Genomic DNA, 22811 nt, shown 5'->3' with positions numbered 1-22811 from the left:
TCATCAGATGTTTCTAGCTATTGGATATGTTAAAAGCACGAACTGGTGGCTAATATTGTTCTTCATCATTCGGGAAATCTAATGCTTTTACATCTGAAACATATTGGGTAAATGCATTAGTCATCTCTGTATATAAATCTAAATAACGACGTAAGAATCGTGGGTGAAATTCATGAGTCATGCCTAGCATATCATGTGTCACTAATACTTGTCCATCAACACCATTACCCGCACCAATGCCTATAACAGGTATTGTTAAACTTTTGGCAACTTCTTTTGCAAGCTTAGCTGGAACTTTTTCTAACACTACTGCAAAACAACCCGCTTTTTGAAGTAATAAGGCATCTTCCTTTAATTTCAAAGCTTCTTCTTCTTCTTTAGCTCGTACTGTATAGGTTCCAAATTTATAGATGGATTGAGGTGTAAGTCCTAAGTGACCCATAACTGGAATCCCCGCATTGAGAATTCTTTTTATAGATTCTTTAATTTCTTTACCGCCTTCCATTTTAACGGCATGCCCGCCAGATTCCTTCATGATGCGTATGGCAGATCGCAAGGCTTCTTTGGGATCACTTTGATAACTTCCAAAAGGTAAGTCTACAACCACGAGTGCACGTGTTATTGCACGAATAACAGAAGAGGCATGGTAGATCATTTGATCCAAAGTAATGGGTAGTGTTGTCTCATGACCAGCCATTACATTAGAGGCAGAATCTCCTACAAGAATTACATCGACTCCCGCACCATCCACAATTTTTGCCATGGTATAGTCATATGCGGTAAGCATAGATATTTTTTCTTTGTTAGCTTTCATCTCAATTAGAGACTTAACTGTGATACGCTTGTAATCTTTTTTTGCAGTAGACATAGTAGAAATTAATTTAATATGGTAAAAGTACTAATTTAGTAAGATGTGACAAGTTCAAAATTGCCACCTTTATCAGGTTTATACCATGCATCCATAAAAAAAATGTATTTTTAGGTATAAAACATAATTTTATGAATTCACTTTATTACCATATCATCATATTTTCTTTAAGTAGCTTACTAGGATATACACAGAATACTCAATCTTCTCAATCCAAAAAGCTTTTGCAAGAAGAAGTGAAAGCAACGATCACAACTTTTTTTGAAGGTTTTCACAGTGCAGATACTACAAAGATTTATACTAGTATTGATAAAAGTATGATCCTACAAACGATAATTCCAGATACTAAGGGGGGTAGAACGATCACCATGAGTAATGTTAAAATGTTTGTTTTAGCAATACATAACAAACAACAATCAGAAAACTGGAAAGAAGAACTGCTTGATTTTAAAATAGAAGCTACCGATGCTATAGCCCATGTATGGACTCCGTACAATTTTTATTTGAACGATAGATTGAGCCATTGCGGGGTTAATAGTTTTCAGTTATACAATAATGGTACTGCTTGGAAAATTACAGCTATCGCAGATACGCGTAATACAGAGGGCTGTATAGTAACTACTAATTAACTAGCAATCACTTAAACTAACGGCAATAGCAAGCCCCCCTTCACTGGTTTCTTTATACTTGGTATTCATATCCTGTGCTGTTGCCCACATGGTAGCGATTACTTTATCCAAAGGGACCTTGGCATTAGCTGCCGTAGTATCCAGTGCCATCTCGCAGGCATTAATAGCTTTAATAGCCCCCATTGCATTACGCTCTATACAGGGTATTTGAACCAAACCTCCTATGGGATCACATGTAAGGCCCAGATGGTGTTCCATTGCAATTTCACTAGCAATTAATACTTGTTCTGGAGATCCACCCATTAACTCTGTTAAGGCACCTGCTGCCATCGCCGAAGAAACGCCTATCTCTGCTTGACAGCCTCCCATCGCTGCAGATATAGTTGCGCCTTTTTTGAACAAACTCCCTATTTCTCCAGCCACTAGCATAAACTGTTTAATATCTTCAAAGTTAGCATCATGGTTTTCGATGACCATATAGTACATCATTACTGCAGGTATGACACCAGCACTTCCATTAGTGGGTGCAGTAACGACACGACCCAGAGATGCATTAACTTCGTTAACAGCAAGTGCAAAACAAGAAACCCATTTTAATATTTGCCTAAACTTTACCTCGGTATCGCGAATGCTCGCAATCCATTCTTGAGGATTTGTATAGGATGCAGTACCAATAAGGTTTTTGTGAGAATCAAAGGCTCTTCGTCTCACATTAAGTCCGCCAGGTAAGGTACCCTCTGTATGACATCCAATATACATGGATTCTAGCATTACCTTCCATATCTCGGCAATGCGCTTATCAATTTCTTGATCTGTGTGCAGAGATCTTTCATTTTCTAATACGATATCCGATATTTTTTGATTTCTTTTGGCACAATACGCCAAAAGATCAGTTGCTTTCTGGATAGGCATCGGGAACTCGTTAAAAGCTTCCAATTTTTTTTCCTTTCGCTTACGTTCTTCTTTTACAACAAAGCCCCCACCTATAGAATAAAAAGTAGAAGCATATTTTCTGCCATTCGTTAATATTGCTGTAAAGGTCATTGCATTGGGATGAAATTCTTTGAAATCCTTATTGAATATGATGTTTTCTGTAAAGTCAAATATGATGTTATGTTCTCTATTAAACGGTAACAATTTAGCTTCTTTAATAGAAGTGATAATGGTATTTATCTCAAGCACATCAATAGTTTGTGGATCATAACCACATAATCCTAGAACCGAAGCAATATCGGTTGCATGACCTTTTCCCGTAAGAGATAATGATCCATATAAATCAACTGTAATCGAGACTACATGATCGAATTTTTTCGTATCCTTTAATTCTGAAATCCATCTACGACCTGCACGCCACGGACCAAACGTGTGAGAACTTGATGGGCCGACACCAATTTTAAGCATGTCAAAAATACTGATACATTCCATAACAAAATAGTCTATAATTAGCGGGTAAATATAATAGTTTGATATAAAGTAGCAACACCTCAATATAAAAATTGTATTAGAGTTTTTATGTTACAATTACAGATATTGGGTATACCCGAAGATGGTAATTGCGATTCATATGACATCATGTCATATGAATTGCCATGGCATAATCATTGAAATAATAGAAGTGTATTAAAAAAGCAATAACACTTAAACAATTTATACAAGGATAATATGAGTAAGATAATAGGTATAGACTTAGGTACGACCAACTCTTGTGTTTCTGTAATGGAAGGTAATGAGCCGGTAGTGATTCCTAACGCTGAAGGAAAAAGAACAACACCATCGGTAATCGCATTTGTAGATGGAGGAGAAATTAAAGTAGGAGATCCTGCAAAGCGTCAAGCGGTAACAAATCCTACAAAAACTATTTCGTCAATAAAGCGATTTATGGGGAATAAGTTTTCTGAATCTTCAAAAGAAGCAGAGCGTGCAGCTTATAAAGTGGTTAAAGGAGATAATGATACCCCACGAGTAGATATCGACGGTCGCCTTTATACTCCGCAAGAACTATCTGCTATGACACTTCAAAAAATGAAGAAGACAGCAGAGGACTACTTAGGACAAGATGTAAGTAGAGCAGTAATTACTGTGCCAGCATATTTTAATGATGCACAACGTCAAGCTACCAAAGAAGCAGGAGAGATAGCAGGTCTTAAAGTAGAAAGAATTATCAATGAGCCTACTGCTGCGGCATTGGCTTACGGATTGGATAAAAAAGGAACAGATCAAAAAATAGTTGTGTTTGACTTTGGTGGAGGTACACATGATGTTTCGATCCTAGAATTAGGAGACGGAGTGTTTGAAGTATTAGCAACCGATGGTGATACACACTTAGGTGGTGATGATGTTGATCAAAAAATTATCGATTGGTTAGCAGAAGAGTTTAAAGCTGACGAGGATATGGATTTAAGAAAAGATCCAATGGCTTTACAACGTTTGAAAGAAGCAGCAGAAAAAGCTAAAATAGAATTATCTTCTTCTTCTCAAACAGAAATCAATTTACCATATGTAACAGCAACTCCAAGTGGTCCAAAACACCTTGTGCGTACATTAACACGTTCAAAGTTTGATCAATTGATTGATGATTTAGTAAAACGTACTATTGAACCATGTAAGACAGCGCTTAAAGCTGCTGGTTTATCAACTAGTGATATAGATGAAATTATACTGGTAGGTGGTTCTACTCGTATACCTGCAGTGCAAGAAGCTGTACAAAGCTTTTTTGGAAAAGCACCTAGTAAAGGCGTAAACCCTGATGAGGTTGTAGCTGTTGGAGCGGCTATCCAAGGAGGAGTGTTAACAGGAGATGTAAAGGATGTATTATTATTAGATGTTACACCACTTTCTCTCGGTATTGAGACTATGGGTAATGTAATGACCAAGTTAATTGAGGCCAATACAACTATTCCTACAAAAAAATCTCAAGTATTCTCTACTGCTGCAGATAATCAACCATCTGTTGAGATCCATGTTTTACAAGGAGAGCGACCAATGGCTGCTGATAATAAAACAATTGGACGTTTTCACTTAGATGGAATTCCACCAGCACAAAGAGGTACACCTCAAATTGAAGTAACGTTTGATATTGATGCCAATGGTATTATCAAAGTTTCTGCAACAGATAAAGCGACCAATAAAACTCAGGATATTCGTATCGAAGCTTCTTCAGGACTTACAGAAGAAGAAATCGAGAAAATGAAGAAAGAGGCTGAAGCAAATGCAGAATCTGACAAAAAAGCTAAGGAAACGGCTGAAAAGCTGAATGAAGCTGACGGAATGATTTTCCAAACAGAAAAGCAATTATCTGAATTTGGTGATAAATTATCAGAGGATAAGAAAAAACCAGTCGAAGAGGCTTTAGAAGAGTTGAAAAAAGCATATGAATCTAAAGATTTAGCCTTGATTCAACCAGCACTTGATAAGATCAATGAAGCTTGGAAAGTAGCAAGCGAAGAAATGTATAAGGCTCAAGCTGAGGCACAGCAAAATGGTGCACCGGGTCCTGATGCAGGAGCACAACCAGAAGGTGGAAATACTGAAGGTAGTGATGTAGAAGATGTTGATTTTGAAGAAGTAAAATAATTCTAATTCAATTTTATATAAAAAAATGCGCAGTGTTAGCTGCGCATTTTTTATTGATTACTGTCTTGCAATACAATCTAATATCCTGCAGCCGTATCATCTCCTCGCTTATCGGCGCCACCTTCTAAAGTTCCATCGTCGCGAACTAAGATGCCATCGACTTTTCCTATGATTTGAGAGTCTTGCTGATCAATAGTATACCCTTTATTTTTTAAGTTTTTTAGCAGCTCCTGATCAAATGCATTGGGTTCAAAAATAACTACATCCGGCAACCACTGATGATGAAATCTAGGAGCATTTACTGCATCTTGCATGGTCATATTAAATGCATGTACATTAAGGATAGTTTGTAATACCGAGGTGATAATGGTAGAGCCGCCTGGTGTCCCTACAGACATCCATAACTTATTATTTCTCTCAACTATAGTTGGTGTCATCGAGCTTAGCATTCTTTTCTCGGGAGCAATTGCATTTGCATCAGCTCCAATAAGCCCAAACATATTAGGGATCCCGGGTTTGGCACTAAAATCATCCATTTCATTATTAAGAAAAAAACCCAATTCTGTATTGAACAATTTAGATCCATATGCTCCGTTAAGAGTTGTTGTAACCGAAATGGCGTTGCCAAATGTATCTACGATAGAGTAGTGAGTTGTTTCATCACTTTCGTAACCAGGAAGTTTGCCATGAGAAATTTCAATAGAAGACGTAGCCTTTTTAAAACTAAAACTCTGCATACGCTTCTGTAAGTAGTTGGCACTAATTAGAGTGTCCAAAGGAATGGTTACAAAATCGGGATCTCCTAAATAAAAACTTCGGTCTGCATAGGCACGACGCTCTGCCTCAACCAACAATTGAATTGTTTTTTCTTTATTATGACCATATTGCTGAAGATCATATGGCTCAATCATCTTCATTATTTGCGCGAGACAAGTACCTCCACTTGATGGGGGTGACATGGATATAACTGTGATATCTTTATACGTAAAGCGAATAGGTTCTCGCCATACAGCTTTGTAACTTGCCAAATCATCTAAGGTAATGATGCCCCCATTTTTTTTGAGATGATCTACAAAACTTTCAGCAACAGCTCCTTTATAAAATCCATTACGGCCTTTGTCAATAAGTGTCTGTAAGGTTGCAGCCAGAGCTCTGTTTCGTATAGTATCTCCGGCGATAATATCTTTTGCATAGGGGATCGTATCTGTGTTCACCGCTAAAAAGACATCGCGGTATTTGGCAAATCGTTTATATTGTTTTTCTGTTACCACATAACCTTTTTGTGCTAAACGAATTACTGGCGATAGAACGTCTTGCATGGGTAAAGTCCCGAACTTTTTATGCGCTTCAAAAATTCCGGCAACTGTTCCCGGTACTCCCACAGCCAGTGCACCCAACTGACTTTTTTCGGGTAGTACTTCTCCCGAAGCATCAAGATACATATTTTTAAATGCTGCTTTTGGAGCTTTTTCTCTATAATCCAATGCACCAACAGTACCATCTGCCATTCTGTATACCATAAAACCACCACCACCTAAATTTCCTGCAAAAGGGTAACAAACTGCCAAGGCCATTTCTGTAGCAACCATAGCATCAAAAGCATTACCTCCTTTTTTCATGATTTCTATTCCCACCTTAGAGGCTTCGGCTCTAGCCGAAACAATCATGGCTTTATCGGATATTAAACCATTAGTGATTATTTTATTTTCTGTGATTTTAGTCTTACAGGAGAGTAAGCATATAAAAAGACAAATTGTAAGTAGAAATCTTATCATTTTTTAGACTATTTAGTGAATGTTATAAAACGCTACAACGGTCGTTAACTATTATTTTAAATTTTTTCTATTTCATTTTTCGTAAATAACATGAGTTCCTCAAAAAATAAAGTAAACTCACTTTCAAATGCCTCATAGTATCTTTCTAACTCTACTACTGCCAAATTCATTTTAGATCTGTTTTTGGTACGATGATTCATTTGATAAAGAATCTTGCTTATACCGTCAATAGTTGCATAACTTGCCAACCAATTATCTTTGATCATATGGGGTAAAAAGTCTTTTATACGTTTGGGCAGTAGTCCATAGTGATCTTGTAGGGTTTGGTAAAAAGATGCTACATAAAGGGGTAGAGATGTTTTATGGTAAGTGTTCCAATTTGCAGCTAGGTAATGGTCATATAAAATATCTACTATCACTGTGCTGTAATGACTGTATTTAGGAAACAAACGTCCTACACTCTGGCGTACAATGGGATGAGTATCAGTATAAAAATCAATTTGACGATGCAGGGTAATACCTTGTTGAATTCTTTTAGGAAATTGCTCAAACTTTTTCCCTTTAACAGAATCAGCTATAAAATTACCAATTTTTAATTCGGTATCATCTCCAGACAGATAGATATGTGCTAAAAAGTTCATAAGGGGAAAATACAATAATAAAAAATGCTGTAAGTTTTTTATTAAACTTTTGTTGTAAAGTTGTGACAAACAATCATACCCTTTACATTTGTTAAAATCAATAAATAAAACCGAAATAAATATATGACATTAATAAAATCGATTTCTGGAATCCGCGGAACTATAGGAGGAAAAGTAGGCCAAAATTTAACACCAATAGATGCTGTCAAGTTTGCTTCGGCTTACGGAGCTTGGCTTAAGGGAGAAACTCAAAAACAACATCCTACTGTCGTTGTAGGGCGGGATGCTCGTATCTCTGGTGCTATGATACAACAATTGGTAATGAATAGTTTAGTTGGTTTGGGAATTCACGTGATCGATCTTGGATTGTCAACAACTCCTACTGTAGAAATAGCGGTACCTATTGAGAAGGCAGATGGAGGTATTATACTTACTGCAAGTCATAATCCAAAACAATGGAATGCTTTAAAATTACTTAATGGTAAAGGAGAATTTTTAAATGCGGCTAACGGTGAGAAAATATTGAAAATAGCAGAGCATAATGACTTTTTCTTTGTAGAAGTTGATGAATTAGGAAGTATTACAGAAAACAATACATATATCGATCGACATATCGAAGAAGTAGTAAACTTAAAACTTGTAGATCCAGACGCAATAAAATCTGCTGGTTTTAAGGTAGTTGTTGATGGCGTGAACTCTACGGGTGGTATTGCCATTCCAGCACTACTTAGAAAATTAGGGGTAGAGGTAATTGAGCTATATTGTGAGCCAAATGGTCAGTTTCCTCATAACCCTGAACCTTTAAAAGAACATCTTACTGATTTATCCGAGCTTGTAGTCAAAGAAAAAGCAACTTTAGGTATCGTAGTTGATCCAGATGTGGATAGATTGGCATTTGTGTGTGAAGATGGAGAGATGTTTGGAGAAGAATATACATTGGTTGCGTGTGCAGATTATGTGTTGAGTAAGAATAAAGGAAATACGGTTTCTAACTTATCCTCAAGTCGTGCGCTTCGAGATGTGACTGAAAAACATGGAGGATCATATGAAGCTAGTGCAGTTGGTGAGGTAAATGTGGTTGAATTAATGAAACGCAACAAAGCAATTATTGGAGGAGAAGGCAATGGTGGAATTATTTATCCTGAGTTGCATTATGGGCGTGACTCTCTTGTTGGAGTAGCTTTATTTTTAACTCTTTTGGCCGAGAAAAAATGTGCCGTAAGTACGTTAAAAAAGTCTTACCCATCATATTTTATGAGTAAAAATAAAATTCAATTAACACCTTCGTTAGATGTTGATATGATTTTAAGTGAATTTCAAAATAAAAATAAAGGAGAAGCTATTACGACCATCGACGGTGTTAAAGTAGATTATGACAACTCATGGGTACATCTAAGAAAAAGTAATACCGAGCCAATTATTAGGATTTATACAGAGGCGTCTAATCAAGATGAGGCAGATCAATTAGCAGAAAAGACTATAGCAATATTAAAAAACATTGCTGGTATCTAATTTATAATATCACAGGATTTTGAGAGAGGATATTTGACAGTATCCTCTCTTTTAATGTACAATAGCATCTGCAGGGATTGTTGCCTCTCGATGTTTCCATCTTTTATGTGTCCAAAGATAAAATTCGGGTTTTGAATGTATCTGTTTTTCAAGTAATTTCAGGTATTCTTTTACGACATAATACTGATCCATTTCACCGCTATTATCGGCAATAGGTATGGCACGTACTTCATAATGACCACGTTTTACTTTTTCAACATGCATATAAATTGATGTAAGGTTAAGCTTAGTTGCGATAACTTCTCCACCCAAAAAAATTGGAACTTTTATACCCATGAAATTTGTCCAAAATTTAGCGTTTCCAATTTTAGGCGATTGATCCGATATCATCCCATAGGTACAAATTAATCCATTTTGTTTATCGCGTATTATTTGCTTGAGTACTTTATGGCTAGCAATTAATCTAGAATCAAATCTTCCGCGAATGCGACGTGCCAATTTATCGAAATATTTATTTTTTACCTGTTTATATATACCTACACATGGATTAAGGGAGACTAAATCTATTGCATTAGACCACTCATAACTGGCATAATGTCCCATAAAGCCAATCGTACTTTTGCCCTTTCTTTCCATAGCATGAAATTCATCAAGATTTACCATCTTATAGCGTTTAACCAGCTCTTTTCTAGAGATCGTTAATGATTTTATCATTTCTAAGAACATATCACACAGGTGATGGTAGAACTTTTTTCTAATTTGTTTTATCTCTTTTTTAGATTTCTCAGGATATACAAGTTCGAGATTTTTGGTTACTGTAGTTCGCCGATATCGTATTACATAATATACGATGTAATAAAGGACGTCAGACATAAAATATAATAGGAAAAAAGGAAGTTTAGATATACACCATAAAATGGGATAAGCTATTAAATATATCAATAACTGCATAAATAGTTTTTTATTTAGGTCTTCAAATATACTGTTAATTAATCAGTATGTTTTATAAGCACCAATTAGAAAAACTAGAGGAATAGTTGTCTAGTTAACGGTAGCATTATGAGGAATCGTTGAATTGTTATGTTTCCAACGTTTATGGGTCCAGAGATATAGTTCTGGTCGTTCACGAATTTGTTTTTCTAAAAGTTTTAAATACGTATCTACAATTTCAAACTTTCTACATTTTGAAATATCATCGGTAATAGTTATGAATTTTGCTTGATAGAAACCTCGTTTTACCTTTTCGACGTGTAGATAAGAAACTGATAGATCCAATCGTCTAGCCAATACCTCACCACCCAAATATGCAGGAACCTTTATTCCCATAAAATCTGTCCAGTACATAGCATTTTTGAGTTTAGGCGATTGATCCGAGACTAGCGCATAGGAACATAATTTACCCTGTGCTTTATCATTAGTAATAGCTTGCATGGCATTAAAACTAGGAATTAAACGAGCTTCATACCGCTGCCTTATGCGGTGCACTAAGCGATCAAAATATTTATTCTTTATTTTCTTATAAATTCCTACTGTAGGAAAGTTTATCACTAACTGTGCAACGGTTGCCCACTCATAACTGGCATAATGTGCCATAAGAACGATTATGCTTTTATTTTTGGCTTCAAGTGCTTTAATCTCTTCGACATTAGTAATTTTGAATCTTGCCAACAACTCTTCATCGGTTATGGTCATAGATTTTATCATTTCTAAAAACATATCACACATATGCTTATAAAAGGCTTTCCGAATTGTTTTTATTTGGTCAGTTGTCTTTTCGGGAAAAACAAGTGTCAAATTATTAGTAACAGTTCGTCTGCGATAACCAATGATATGGTAAACAAGTATATAGATAGCGGTTGAGAACATGTAAAAAATACGCCAAGGAAGCTTTGAAATTATCCAAAGTATAGGATAAACTAATCGATAGATGAGTAATTGCATTATTAAATAATATCTAGCCCACAAATTTAATATTATTTATGCAGTTAATCATTCATTACGCCATAATATGAGGAGTAATTATGTATATATTTACTTAGAGAAAACAGTATATTTGAAAAAAAAATGTATGTCTGAGACAAATCTTGTAGTACTACTATTAATTGCTGTAAATGTCATTTTTTCATTAAAAGGATTTAAAGAGTATTCCTTTTTTGAACGCTATAAGTTTAATATAGCTGGTATTAGAAGAGGAGAACAAATTAGAATGCTAAGTTCGGGGTTTTTACATGCGGATACTATGCATTTATTTTTCAATATGTTCACCTTGTACTTTTTTGCTCCTGTAGTAATTATATATCTAGGAACTGTAAAATTTTTGGTTGTTTATATTGCTAGTTTATTAGTGGGAAATTTATTTTCTTTTGTTTTTCATAAAAATGAACCGCATTATAGCGCAATAGGAGCAAGTGGAGCAGTATCAGGTATTATCTTTTCTGCAATTTTGTTTCGTCCTGATATGAGTTTGTATTTGATGTTGATACCAATTCCCATACCCGCGTATATTTTTGGGATAGGATATTTATTGTACACTATATATGGCATGAAAAATAGACAAGATAATATAGGTCATGATGCACATTTTGGTGGTGCGGTAGGTGGGTATTTGGTAACCTTATTAATAGCTCCTTGGCTTTTTCAAGAAAATCTTTTAATGATTGGTATTCTCGCAATTCCGATTATCATTCTTTTTATACTGCAACGTTTAGGTAAATTATAAACAAAAATAGGCAGTCGATCGACTGCCTATTTTTGTTTATAAAAATCAATATTAGTCTAAAAGTTCAGCTATTTTATTTTCTAAAGCTACACCTCTCAAATTTTTTGCTATAACTTTTCCATCTTCATCCAATAAAAATGTGGCAGGAATAGATCGTACACCATATAACTTAGCGATAGGTTCTTGCCAAAATTTTAAATTAGAAACATGACTCCATTGTAAATTATCAGCAGCAATTGCTTCTAACCACTTGTTTTTATCACGATCTAAAGAAACTCCAATAATATTAAGGCCTTTATCATGATATTTATTATAAACGCGTACGACATTAGGATTTTCAATTCTGCAAGGTTTACACCAAGAAGCCCAGAAATCAATTATTGTTAATTTGCCCATGGCATCATTTAAGGAGATATTAGTCCCATCGGGTGATGGGGCGGCAAAACTTACTGCCTCACTACCAACATCAATCCGACCTACAGAGTTACGAATCAATTGATCTAAGTTTTTTGCTAATCGTGTGTTTTTTAAAGAAGCATCTACCGTAGTGTACAATTCTTTAATTTCACGAGCTGGTATTACTTTAAGATTTAATAAATCAGTTAGCGCCATAACTGATACGATTGAATTTGGATTTTGTTCTGCAATATTTTTTCTAAACGTTTTCTCTTGATTAAACGCTTCTGTAAGCTCGGTTGCTATTCGTTTGGCTTTATCACCTTCTTTTAATTTGATAGCGATTTGGTATTGATTATTAAGATCAATTCTTCTATTATTAAATTCTTGAACTTTTATTACATACTCAAAGAACAGATCATTATCAATACCTCCATCGATTTTTGAAGAACGCAAACTATCTTTATAAATAGTCATTTGAATTGGATTATTCTCGGCTAAGTATAATACATTACCAGAAACCTTATCAAACGTCAAATAGTTAAAATCTAACTGTTCAACTGGCGGTAATTCTATTTCGAATTTACCATTTTTAATAATTGTAGAATCAATAACAGCAGGTCGGTTTGATTGACTTAATGCATTAACATATACCGCTGTTCCGTCTTCAAAACCTTGTGTTGATCCATAAATAATATAACTATCTTTTTTTTCGTTTTGACAGCCTAATGTCACACTAATTACTAGCAATAGTAAAAATAATCTCATCATAATATACTTAATTTGGGAAGTAAAAATAAAGAATCATAATGGTATAAAAGAATAATTAACTTTATAATTTAATGTTAATCTCTAACTCAAAGCTTTGTCAATTGTAGTATTTTTGCCATATTTAGTGTAAAGTAATAGTTTATGGAGACGTTCGATCAGGATTTTCCTATGGATATCTGGATAAGTTTTTCATCTTTCTTTGATAGGTATCGAGAGTATGCCAAAAGTGATAGATCACTTTTGAAAAATCGTGCGCTCAAAATTTTGGATATCGCCGAGTCACATCCAATTTTGGAGTCTGGCATTCAGACTACCCAAGAAATAGAAGAATTAAGACCTCATATTGATGTTATTTTAGAGGATGTTTTTTCTGAAATTCTGCAAAAGAACGAAATTAAGATAGCTACCATCCCTTTTGGAAATCTTGTATTGAAGTCTACCAGGCGCTATCGTTCTATTGTCGAGGAGGCAGGTAGTTCTTTTATCCCAGCAATCACAAATCTAGAGGATGATCATTACTACATTATGGGATGTAGTATTATATTAAATCATTTTTATGGTTATTCAATAGATTTTAGACGTCCATTTTACTACAAAATTCCTGATGCAACGGGAATGATTCGCTATTATAAGATTTTGTACAATGCAGATTTTGTAAAAATCGAGAAAACCGATTTGGCAGTAAATATAACAGATGAAGAGGTTGGAGAATTGCTTGATCATTTTGATGACATATCAGTTTGGAAAAAATTCTTTCCACCCAAAAGCTATAAATTTAAGGGAGTCATAATCGCAAATATGTTTGATGCAACTACTGATGTGTCGTTATCAGAATTTAAGACTAGTTTGCTTCAATATGATAAGACTCAAAATAATTTTATTGAGCGATTTCAAGATATATTTAGAGCTATTTTTAATTTACCCGAAATACGAATAGGTTTTTCCAATTATAATGAAGAGGATCAAGTATTTGAGCGCGTTCCATTTAAAGACATAGACAGTTATATACTCAATGATCGCTATTCTGAAGGGTGTAAGGAAGCTTTATGCTGTGGATCGTATGAGAATTTATTTGGTAAGTCTACATATTTTCCGATTTCTGATGTTGAAAAATTTCAGCGACTTATGCCAGATGAAAAATTCTATGAGAATTTAGTAAATCAAAATGTGCATAGTGCTATTATAGCGCCTATCGAGGGTGAGGGTAAATTACTGGGTGTTTTAGAAATTGTATCTCCCAATAAGAGAGAACTTAATAGTATTAATGCGCATAAGTTGCAAGATGTTATGCCGTATTTGGTTGATTCTGTATTGCGTTCCAAAGTCAAAGCCGAAAATGAACTTGAACTTATTATACAAGAGGAATGTACTTCAATTCATGGAAGTGTTTATTGGAAGTTTAGACAAGAGGCGAAGCGTTTTGTACGATCTAAAATTGAAGGGTTACCAACTTCTTTCAGAGAAATAATTTTTGAAAATGTATATCCGCTATATGGTCAAATAGATATCAAAGGTTCTTCTGAAGCAAGAAACGAAGCCATACAAAAGGATTTGCAATTACAACTTATCGAGATCTCTCGAATCTTAGATCGGGGAATCGAATCCGATAGCCTTCCTATTTACGAACAACTTAAATTTAGAATTGATAAATTTATCGATGAAGTAACCTCTCAATTAGAGGTTGATAGTGAGCAACGAATTCTCAATTTTGTCAAAAAAGATATTACACCACTATTTGAGCATCTCAAAAGTAAATATAGTGATCTCGAGATTTTAATAAATCAATATTACGATCAATTGGATGCTGAATTTAAAATGGTATACAAGCATCGAAAAGATTATGACGAGTCTGTGATGCTTATTAATAAAAAGATGGCAGATCTTCTAGATCAAAAACAAGTTGAAGCTCAGCAATTATATCCTCATTATTTTGAGCGTTTTAAAACAGATGGAGTAGAACATAATATGTACATTGGTGAATCCATCACCAAAGAAGATAGTTTTAATAAAATCTATCTCAAAAATCTCAGGTTGTGGCAGTTACAGGTAATGTGTGAAATGGAAAATGCGTATTATCAACTCAAACAAGATTTGCCTGCAAAACTAGATGTAGCTTCTATGATTTTGGTATTTAATACATCATTATCTGTTCGTTTTAGAATGGACGAAAAGCGATTTGATGTAGATGGCACTTATAATGCTAGATATGAGGTTGTGAAAAAACGTGTAGATAAGGCGAATATCAAAGGTACTGATGAGCGTATTACCAAAGAAGGGAAACTTACTATTGTATACTCTCAACGATCAGACGAATTAGAATATCTACGTTATGTAAAGTTTTTACAATCTAAAAAGTATTTGGGAGATGAAGTTGAAATTTTAGAATTAGAAGATTTACAAGGAGTAACTGGTCTCAAAGCGCTTAGAATAAATATTCTTTATCATCCTGACGAGAATAAAAAAGAATTTTATAATTATGAAGACCTGATGAAGGAACTTGCGTAGTTTATTATTTCAGATTAAAATTTAATTTAAAAACTCAATTCTTACCTAAGAATTGAGTTTTTAGTTATAAATAATATTTTAGTTTAAATGCTATAGGTAATAAAAAGCCACAATAAAGGCGATAACTGAGACGATGATTCCAATCATAAATACTGTATAAGTAAGGCGTAATAATTTATATTTACGATTAAGTACTATGCCAAGAAAGTATAAATCTTTAGTTAATGACTCATACACATATTCCTTGTCTTTAATAATTTCTTGGATCGCCCATTTGTATTCTTGATAGGGCATTTTGTGAAAATTGCCAAAAAAGAGCACATTAATTTCTTTATTTTGTACCTGTTCCTTGGTAAATTCTCCAGTAGTTACATTAGGTCGCGTAGACATAATCGAAAGAATTATAGAGGCTACACTAAACAATACTAAAATTAAACTCGGAAATAATAAATGTTGATTGCTTACAGAATCTAATTTCGGAATCAAATTAGCAAGTGCCAAAGAAATGATAATTGCATTTACCGACAGTAATATGTTGGCTTTTGTATCTGCTATATCGCTAAGTTTGATATGATTTCTTAAAGTAACTCTAAAAAGGGTTTGTATTCCCCGTTCTGGACTTTCATTTTTGTACTTAGCCTTTAACTGGGCCTTTAAAGCTTCCTTTTTATTCTTTTTCTTTCTCTTCTTTTGTTTTTCGATAAGCTTCAATAAATTCTCATCCTTTTTCTTAACCCAATTTTTTAAAGCATAGTCAGTATAATATTGATGTTTTTGAGTAAACATTTCTATATTTTCCTGAATCCATTCTTTGGATGTAAAATCTTTAATATTGTGCAAACGTAATTCTTGTCGTAAAAACTCACTGGTTTCTTCAAAATATTTTTTGGCAAAATGAGAGCTGTCTGCATCTCTAATTACTTCTTCCAAAAGCGTAGTAGGAGTAGAATTAAATTTAGTAGCTAAAATACATTTTTCTACCTTTTGAATAACCTCAGGATCAACATTGTGTTCTCGTAAAAATTTGTTAGCGATGACAATACTTTCTTCTTCATGAGTATCAATACTTTTGGTATAGCCTGTATCATGTAACCATGCTGCAAGCCTTAGTACCTCGGCATCTTTAACATCAATTTCAGAATTTTCTATTATTTCGTTAGTACTTTTAACGACGCGTTGTGTATGGATGTAATTATGATAAACAAAAGTTTCAGGAAGTTCATTTTTAAATAACTGTAAAACAAACTTATCTGCTTTCTCTATAAGTGTTGACATAGACTCGTATTAAATTTAACACCAAAGTACAATATATTAAAATTACCGTCCTATTCGTATGAAAAAATATAACATAATTCTAACAATTCTAAGCTTTTTATTACTATCGAATTGTGCGCTTTATGAGCCCCAATACAGAGATAAACAGACGAATTATAAGGTTGTGGATTCTTCTTTAATTGAAAAAACATTCTTTCTAATAGGAGATGCGGGATATGCTTCGCCTGGAGGCAGTACACCAGGGCTGTTGGCTTTTGAAACATATTTGAAAACACATCCTCAAAAAGGTAATTACGCAATATTTTTGGGTGATAATATTTATCCAGCTGGCATGCCTGTCAAAGGCGCAGTTGATAGACCCTTAGCAGAGCATAGATTAGATGCACAAATAGCTTCGGTTAATGGTTTTGATGGTCAAGTTATTTTTATACCAGGAAATCATGATTGGTATAACGAGGGGCTTAAAGGTTTAAAAAGGGAAGAAAATTATTTTGAAAGTAAATTAAAGGATCGCAAGGTATTTAGACCAGCTCAAGGTTGCCCCATAGAGACTATCGCGATAACCGATAATATTCAATTGATTTTGATTGATTCACAATGGTATCTCGAAAATTGGGACAAGCACCCAACAATCAATGATAATTGTCCCCAAATAAAATCGAGAGAGACATTTTTTCTCGAATTTGAAAGCGCTTTAAAAAAAGGGCAGGACAAGACTAATTTGGTAGCACTACACCATCCTCTATTCTCGAATGGTGTACATGGTGGTAAATATGCTCCTGTGAAGCATTTATACCCTAGTCAAAGAAAAATCCCTTTACCAGTACTAGGTTCGTTAGCAATGATGATTAGAACTAGTGGCGGAGTTTCTAGCCAAGATATACAAAACAAACAATATAAATCACTAGTTCGTCGTATTTCTACAATTGCTGCGAGTGGCGAAAATGTAATATTTGCATCTGGTCATGAACATTCTATACAATACATTGTAAATGATGGTATTAAACAGATTGTATCGGGATCTGGAGCCAAAGCTTCTTATGCTACCTTGGGTAATGATGGTCTGTTTGCTTTTGGAGGTCAAGGTTTTGCACGTCTAGATATTTTAAAAGATGGTTCTTCTCGCGTCGCTTATTTTGGAAGTAAAAATAATGAACCAACCTTACTATTTGAGACAGAAGTTTATCCAAAACGTAAGGATTTTGATTTTTCTTCGTTACCAGATAGTTTTGATCCAGTAGTAGAAGCATCTGTATATGAATATGAGGAAACAGATCGTACCGAGGTGTACGAAAGTATTTGGGGAGATCATTACAGAGATTTGTACGGCACAAAAATTAAAGCACCAGTAGCAGATTTGGATACGTTATTTGGTGGATTAACAGTGATGCGTAAAGGTGGCGGGCAACAGACCCGATCATTAAGAGTAAAGGACAAAGAGGGAAAAGAATTTAATTTGAGAGCTCTCAAAAAAAGCGGAGTTCAATTTTTGCAGGCTAATGCCTTTAAAAACAACTATGTAGTTGATGATTTGGAGAACACAATTTCTGAGGATATACTACAAGACTTTTATACAGCAGCACATCCATATATATTCACGGTAATCCCAAAACTATCAGATGCTGTGGGTATTTATCATACAAATCCTAAAGTTTTTTATGTTCCAAAGCAAAAAGCCTTAGGAAAATATAATGCAGAATATGGTGATGAGCTTTTTATGATCGAAGAACGGCCAGAAGAAAATCATGCGAATCAAATTACCTTTGGACAACCAGATGACATTGAGAGTACTGCCGATGTGTATGAGCGTTTGCGTAGAGACGAAAAATATAAAATTGATGAAACCGCTTTTATAAGAGCACGAATGTTTGATATGTTGATTGGAGATTGGGATAGGCACCAAGATCAATGGCGCTGGGCCGAGTTTGAAGAGGAAAACGGAGACCATATTTTTAGACCAATACCACGAGATAGAGATCAAGCTTTTTCAAATTTTGACGGTGCTTTTTTGGGGACACTTAGAGGTTTGGTAGGAGTAACTAATAAATTTCAAGTATATGATAAAACCTTAAAAAGCATAAAGTGGTTTAATATAGCAGGGCTCAAATTAGATAGAACTTTTATACAGAACAGTGGGAGGGATGCATGGAAAAAGCAAGCACAGTATATTAAAGATCAATTAACCGACGAAATTATTGAAAGTGCTTTCACACAATTACCCGAGGCAGTAAAAGGAGAATCTTCACAAGAGATCATGGATAATCTTAAAGGAAGACGGGATAATTTGGTAAAAATCGCAGATAGATATTATGCGTATTTGGCAGAACTTGCAATTGTAACAGGAACCGATAAAGATGATTATATTGAAGTTGAAAGATTAGAAAATGGTAAAACTAAAATAACAATATCAAGAATTAAAGGAGGTAAGAAAGCTGATGTAGTAAGTGAAAAACTGTACGACAGAAAAAATACTAAAGAAATTTGGCTCTATGGTTTGGACGATGACGATTATTTTAAAATATCTGGTAAGGGTAAAAACCTTATTTATATTCGCATAATTGGTGGGCAGGATCATGATAAATTCGATGTCGAAAATGGTAAAAGGGTTACTATTTATGATTACAAATCCAAACCCAACACGATAATTCGAAAAGGAAATGCAAATATCCGTTTTACTGATACATACGAAGTAAACTCTTTTGACAAAAATAAAGAAATTGTAAAAAAGAATTCCCTGATTCCGGCGGTGGGGTATAATCCTGATGATGGTTTTAAAATTGGAATCAAAAATGTTTATCGTGTGAATGGATTTAATAGAAACCCATTTACCACCAAACATACTTTTACAGCAGGATTTTATTTTGCTACAAACGGTTTTGATATAAAATATAGAGGAGAGTTTGCAGGTGTTTTTAAAAATTATAATCTAGTAGTAGGAGCACTTTTTACAAGCCCTAACTTTAGTGAAAACTACTTTGGTTTTGGTAATGAAACTTTAAATAATGATGATGAATTGGGACTTAAGTTTAACAGAGTACGCATTAGTCATTTAGGAGTTGACATTGGTGCTGCAAAATTTGGCAGATTTGGTAGTTATTTTGATTACAAAGCTAGATTTGAAGGAGTACAGGTCGATAACGATGGTGATAGATTTATAGGAAATCCAATTTTTGAAGTTGAAGATTTAGAATTTTTCAAAAGAAAATATTTTATAAGTGCCGATGCAACTTATCGTTATGAAAGTTACGATGTAGATGTAAATCCTTCCAATGGTATGAAATTTGAAATTAATGGAGGAGTAACAGCTAATGTTGAAAATTTTGATAGGACTTTTGCATACATTAAACCATACTTAGGTTTTTATAATGCTTTGACAACAAATCGTAAACTTGTACTCAAAACTTCTGCGCAAGCACAAATAAATATTGGTGATGATTTCGAATTCTATCAATCTGCTCAATTAGGACAAAATACAGGATTACGAGGATACCGTAATCAACGTTTTTCGGGAAAGCGATCTTTTGCTACTAGTGCAGATGTACGTTATAGTTTTAACCAATTTAAAACAGGTGTACTACCTATACAATTAGGTGTTTTTACAGGTGCTGACTTGGGAAGGGTTTGGTTAGGGGATAATGATAATTCTCAAAAATGGCATAATGATTACGGCGGTGGATTTTGGATTAATAGCGCCGATTCTATTAGTGGAACCTTTAATTTTTTCACTGGTGAGGATGGCCTACGATTTTCTTTTGGCTTTGGCTTTACATTTTGATCAAAATGCTAAATACTAAGCGATGTACTTTACGGCCAATGGAATCTAAAGATTTACATGCCATTCATAAATTGCATATCCTAGAAGAAGTAGACCAGTATAATACACTAGGTATCCCCGAGTCGATACATACTACAGCGAGAATTCTTTCAAAATGGATAGAAAATATGAATGCCCAAATATTCTATGGGTTTGTGATTGAGGACAAAGTCACTAATGAATATATCGGAATTATTGGTTTGCAACTGGGGAATTTAAAATATAGTAGAGGAGAAGTATGGTATAAATTAATGCCAGAACAATGGAATAAAGGATTTGGAACTGAAGTAACCAAAGAAATAGTAAAATTTGGTTTTAAAGAACTTAAATTGCATCGTATTGAAGCTGGTTGTGCCTGTGACAACCTTAGCTCAATACGAGTATTAGAAAAGTCGGGATTCTTGAGAGAAGGAAAAAAAAGAAAAGTACTTCCGTTAAAATCTGGATGGTCTGATGGATTTGATTATGCAATTCTACATGAAGATTGGATCAAAAATGTAGACAGTACTGAAGCTAAGGAGTAATAAAAAACTATAATTTTATTTAAGAGGGTATTCGTATAAATTACCACCAGATTGACCGCGTCCTTCATCTATAATAAATAAAGTGTTTTTATTTTTAAAGCAAACTCCTTCTTTTTGCGATCGATGTTCTAATTGGATTTTTTCGACGTCACCTTCAAAAAAATTATCATTTTTAAAATTTTTAAATATGAATAACTTGTCATAAGTTAGAAGAACTATCTTATCGTTTTCAGTATTGATCGCGGCTCCTGTAACAAAACAATCATTGTCATCATTACAGGTTTCGTAAGAACCAATTAACTTAGCCACATAATCACCTGGAGCTGCAGGAATTTTATACAACTTAGTAACTCCGTCAAACTTTTTAGCTCGATTTTTAGTAAAAAGGTAAAAGTTGTTATTGAGATAAATAAATGCTTCTACATCAAAATTTCGTTTTTCTTTTTTTGGAGGAAACTTTTCTTGATCCTCAAATACAAAAGTTGTCTTTATAGCAGTTGCATTGCCAGTTTTTTTAGCAAATACTTCTGATACTTTGTAGATAACTAAGTCTTTTCGATCGTTCTTGTTATTTCCAAAATCACCAACATATACATTCCCATCTTTGTCAGATGCCATTGCTTCCCAATCAATATTTGTTGTATTAGTTAATTTGATTTCTTTGACAATTGTACCTGTTGCATCAAGACCATATAAAATATTATCGTTACCAGAATCATTTATTGCATAGATTAGTTGATCCTGACTAATTTTTGCAATTCCAGAAATTTCTTGAATACTTGTAGAAAGTTGATTAACTTTTACTAGGTCGCCATATTTTTGACAACTACCAGTAATAGAAGTTAGAATAAAAAATATTGTTACCTTAAGTTTGAAAATCATATTACTTTTCATTTATTTTATTGCTAAGGGAGAGATTATTAGAAAAATCTATAGTCCTAATTGGGAAAGGAATAGTAATACCTTCTTTATCAAATGCTTGTTTAAGAGCGATTATTGCAGTATGCTGTGCGGCCATTATGTCCTTCTTATTTAAAACGTTGGTCCAAAATCTAACAATAAAGTTGATTGAACTATCTCCAAATTCCTGAAAGAAAAACTCTACTTCCTCTTTGTTATTTTGCTTAAAATTTTTTTCAATAGTTTTTTTAGTAAGCTCTGATACTTTTTCTAAATCGCTAGCATAGCCGACACCACATGAGATTGTTACTCGTGATCTATTAGTTTGTGAATAGTTTACAAAAGGTTCTTCAATAATTTTTGCATTCGGTATCATAACAAAATTATTATCAGCTTGTCTAATAACAATACTTCTCAAATTTATATCTTCTACCAAGCCTGCAAACCCATTCGTTTCGACCCAATCACCCAATTCGATCCTTGGTAAAAAGCTAAGAATTACACCCGAGAAAGTATTATTAAGCGTACCTTGTAAAGCCAGTCCTATTGCCAATCCTATGACACCTGCACCCGCGAGGACCGATGTCAATACCTTATCCAAATTTAATAAACCCAAAGCGATAAAAAAGCCGATTAGAATGACAATACTTTTTATCACTCTAATCGTAATACTTTTTATAGATTCTTGGCGTATTCGTTGTAAAATTACATTTCTTAAAAGCCTACCCAGATACTTGGCAGCAAGAAGAAATAAAAGAAACACTAAGATTGCCAATATTAAATTGGGTAGAATGAGAATTAAGCCATCTAACCAACCTTCTAATTTATCGGTTAAATTCTCTATTGAATCACTAATCCTAAATGTTGCTGACGTACTTTTTTGAGCTTCTTGCAATGCCATGTAGTAAA

General features: G+C 34.2%; 17 protein-coding genes. 7 read left to right on the top strand and 10 right to left on the bottom strand.

What is annotated here, in order from left to right; all coding sequences use genetic code 11:
* Positions 1–49 precede the first annotated feature (49 nt).
* Positions 50–868 carry a 3-methyl-2-oxobutanoate hydroxymethyltransferase gene (panB, locus tag ACE939_RS08085; protein WP_378184676.1) on the bottom strand — a complete coding sequence of 273 codons (819 nt, stop codon included), beginning with the start codon at positions 866–868 and terminating at the stop codon, positions 50–52.
* 131 nt (positions 869–999) lie between these two features.
* On the opposite strand from panB, the gene ACE939_RS08080 reads away from it, so the two are divergent.
* Positions 1000–1497: a nuclear transport factor 2 family protein gene (locus tag ACE939_RS08080; RefSeq protein WP_378184674.1), complete on the top strand. Its 498-nt coding sequence runs from the start codon at positions 1000–1002 to the stop codon at positions 1495–1497.
* Here ACE939_RS08080 and ACE939_RS08075 read toward each other — a convergent pair whose 3' ends face one another.
* Complete coding sequence (locus ACE939_RS08075) at positions 1498–2922, bottom strand: L-serine ammonia-lyase (protein WP_378184672.1); 1425 nt, start codon at positions 2920–2922, stop codon at positions 1498–1500. It lies immediately after the preceding gene.
* Positions 2923–3159: 237 nt separating this feature from the next.
* On the opposite strand from ACE939_RS08075, the gene dnaK reads away from it, so the two are divergent.
* Complete coding sequence (gene dnaK / locus ACE939_RS08070) at positions 3160–5070, top strand: molecular chaperone DnaK (protein WP_378184670.1); 1911 nt, start codon at positions 3160–3162, stop codon at positions 5068–5070.
* Between the two features lie 77 nt (positions 5071–5147).
* On the opposite strand, the gene ggt is transcribed toward dnaK, so the two are convergent.
* Entirely contained in the window at positions 5148–6845 is a 1698-nt protein-coding gene (ggt, locus tag ACE939_RS08065; protein ID WP_378184668.1) for a gamma-glutamyltransferase, read from the bottom strand.
* A 56-nt stretch (positions 6846–6901) separates the two neighbouring features.
* Positions 6902–7486 (bottom strand): ACP phosphodiesterase, encoded by a 585-nt coding sequence (locus ACE939_RS08060; RefSeq protein WP_378184666.1) that lies wholly within the window; start codon positions 7484–7486, stop codon positions 6902–6904.
* 123 nt (positions 7487–7609) lie between these two features.
* Between ACE939_RS08060 and glmM the strand changes: the two genes are divergently transcribed.
* Entirely contained in the window at positions 7610–8998 is a 1389-nt protein-coding gene (gene glmM / locus ACE939_RS08055) for a phosphoglucosamine mutase (RefSeq protein ID WP_378184664.1), read from the top strand.
* Between the two features lie 51 nt (positions 8999–9049).
* On the opposite strand, the gene ACE939_RS08050 is transcribed toward glmM, so the two are convergent.
* Positions 9050–9949, bottom strand: a complete 900-nt coding sequence (locus ACE939_RS08050; RefSeq protein ID WP_378184662.1) for a lysophospholipid acyltransferase family protein — start codon at positions 9947–9949, stop codon at positions 9050–9052.
* A gap of 90 nt (positions 9950–10039) precedes the next feature.
* The gene (locus tag ACE939_RS08045; protein WP_378184660.1) at positions 10040–10939 is read right to left on the bottom strand and encodes a lysophospholipid acyltransferase family protein; all 900 of its coding nucleotides are present in this window, start codon (positions 10937–10939) and stop codon (positions 10040–10042) included.
* 127 nt (positions 10940–11066) lie between these two features.
* On the opposite strand from ACE939_RS08045, the gene ACE939_RS08040 reads away from it, so the two are divergent.
* Positions 11067–11717 carry a rhomboid family intramembrane serine protease gene (locus tag ACE939_RS08040; RefSeq protein ID WP_378184658.1) on the top strand — a complete coding sequence of 217 codons (651 nt, stop codon included), beginning with the start codon at positions 11067–11069 and terminating at the stop codon, positions 11715–11717.
* Between the two features lie 51 nt (positions 11718–11768).
* On the opposite strand, the gene ACE939_RS08035 is transcribed toward ACE939_RS08040, so the two are convergent.
* Positions 11769–12884 (bottom strand): redoxin domain-containing protein, encoded by a 1116-nt coding sequence (locus tag ACE939_RS08035; RefSeq protein WP_378184656.1) that lies wholly within the window; start codon positions 12882–12884, stop codon positions 11769–11771.
* A 141-nt stretch (positions 12885–13025) separates the two neighbouring features.
* Here ACE939_RS08035 and ACE939_RS08030 point away from each other — a divergent pair, with 141 nt between their 5' ends.
* Positions 13026–15389, top strand: coding sequence for a GAF domain-containing protein (locus ACE939_RS08030; RefSeq protein WP_378184654.1), 2364 nt, complete (start codon positions 13026–13028; stop codon positions 15387–15389).
* A 90-nt stretch (positions 15390–15479) separates the two neighbouring features.
* Here ACE939_RS08030 and ACE939_RS08025 read toward each other — a convergent pair whose 3' ends face one another.
* Positions 15480–16664, bottom strand: a complete 1185-nt coding sequence (locus ACE939_RS08025) for a Pycsar system effector family protein (RefSeq protein ID WP_378184652.1) — start codon at positions 16662–16664, stop codon at positions 15480–15482.
* 58 nt (positions 16665–16722) lie between these two features.
* Here ACE939_RS08025 and ACE939_RS08020 point away from each other — a divergent pair, with 58 nt between their 5' ends.
* Both ACE939_RS08020 and ACE939_RS08015 read left to right on the top strand, forming a co-directional pair.
* A complete protein-coding gene (locus ACE939_RS08020; RefSeq protein ID WP_378184650.1) occupies positions 16723–20439 on the top strand; it encodes a metallophosphoesterase in 3717 nt (1238 codons plus the stop codon).
* 5 nt (positions 20440–20444) lie between these two features.
* Positions 20445–21002 carry a GNAT family N-acetyltransferase gene (locus ACE939_RS08015; protein WP_378184648.1) on the top strand — a complete coding sequence of 186 codons (558 nt, stop codon included), beginning with the start codon at positions 20445–20447 and terminating at the stop codon, positions 21000–21002.
* A gap of 15 nt (positions 21003–21017) precedes the next feature.
* On the opposite strand, the gene ACE939_RS08010 is transcribed toward ACE939_RS08015, so the two are convergent.
* Positions 21018–21896: a hypothetical protein gene (locus tag ACE939_RS08010; RefSeq protein ID WP_378184646.1), complete on the bottom strand. Its 879-nt coding sequence runs from the start codon at positions 21894–21896 to the stop codon at positions 21018–21020.
* Positions 21886–22803 carry a mechanosensitive ion channel family protein gene (locus tag ACE939_RS08005; RefSeq protein WP_378184644.1) on the bottom strand — a complete coding sequence of 306 codons (918 nt, stop codon included), beginning with the start codon at positions 22801–22803 and terminating at the stop codon, positions 21886–21888. Before ACE939_RS08005 ends, ACE939_RS08010 begins: the two co-directional genes overlap by 11 nt.
* Positions 22804–22811: the final 8 nt, after the last annotated feature.

The sequence above is a fragment of the Aquimarina rhodophyticola genome (assembly GCF_042434915.1).
Classification (GTDB): Bacteria; Bacteroidota; Bacteroidia; order Flavobacteriales; family Flavobacteriaceae; genus Aquimarina.
Note: the sequence above shows the minus strand (reverse complement) of the source record. Positions and strands in the feature narration are given on the sequence as shown.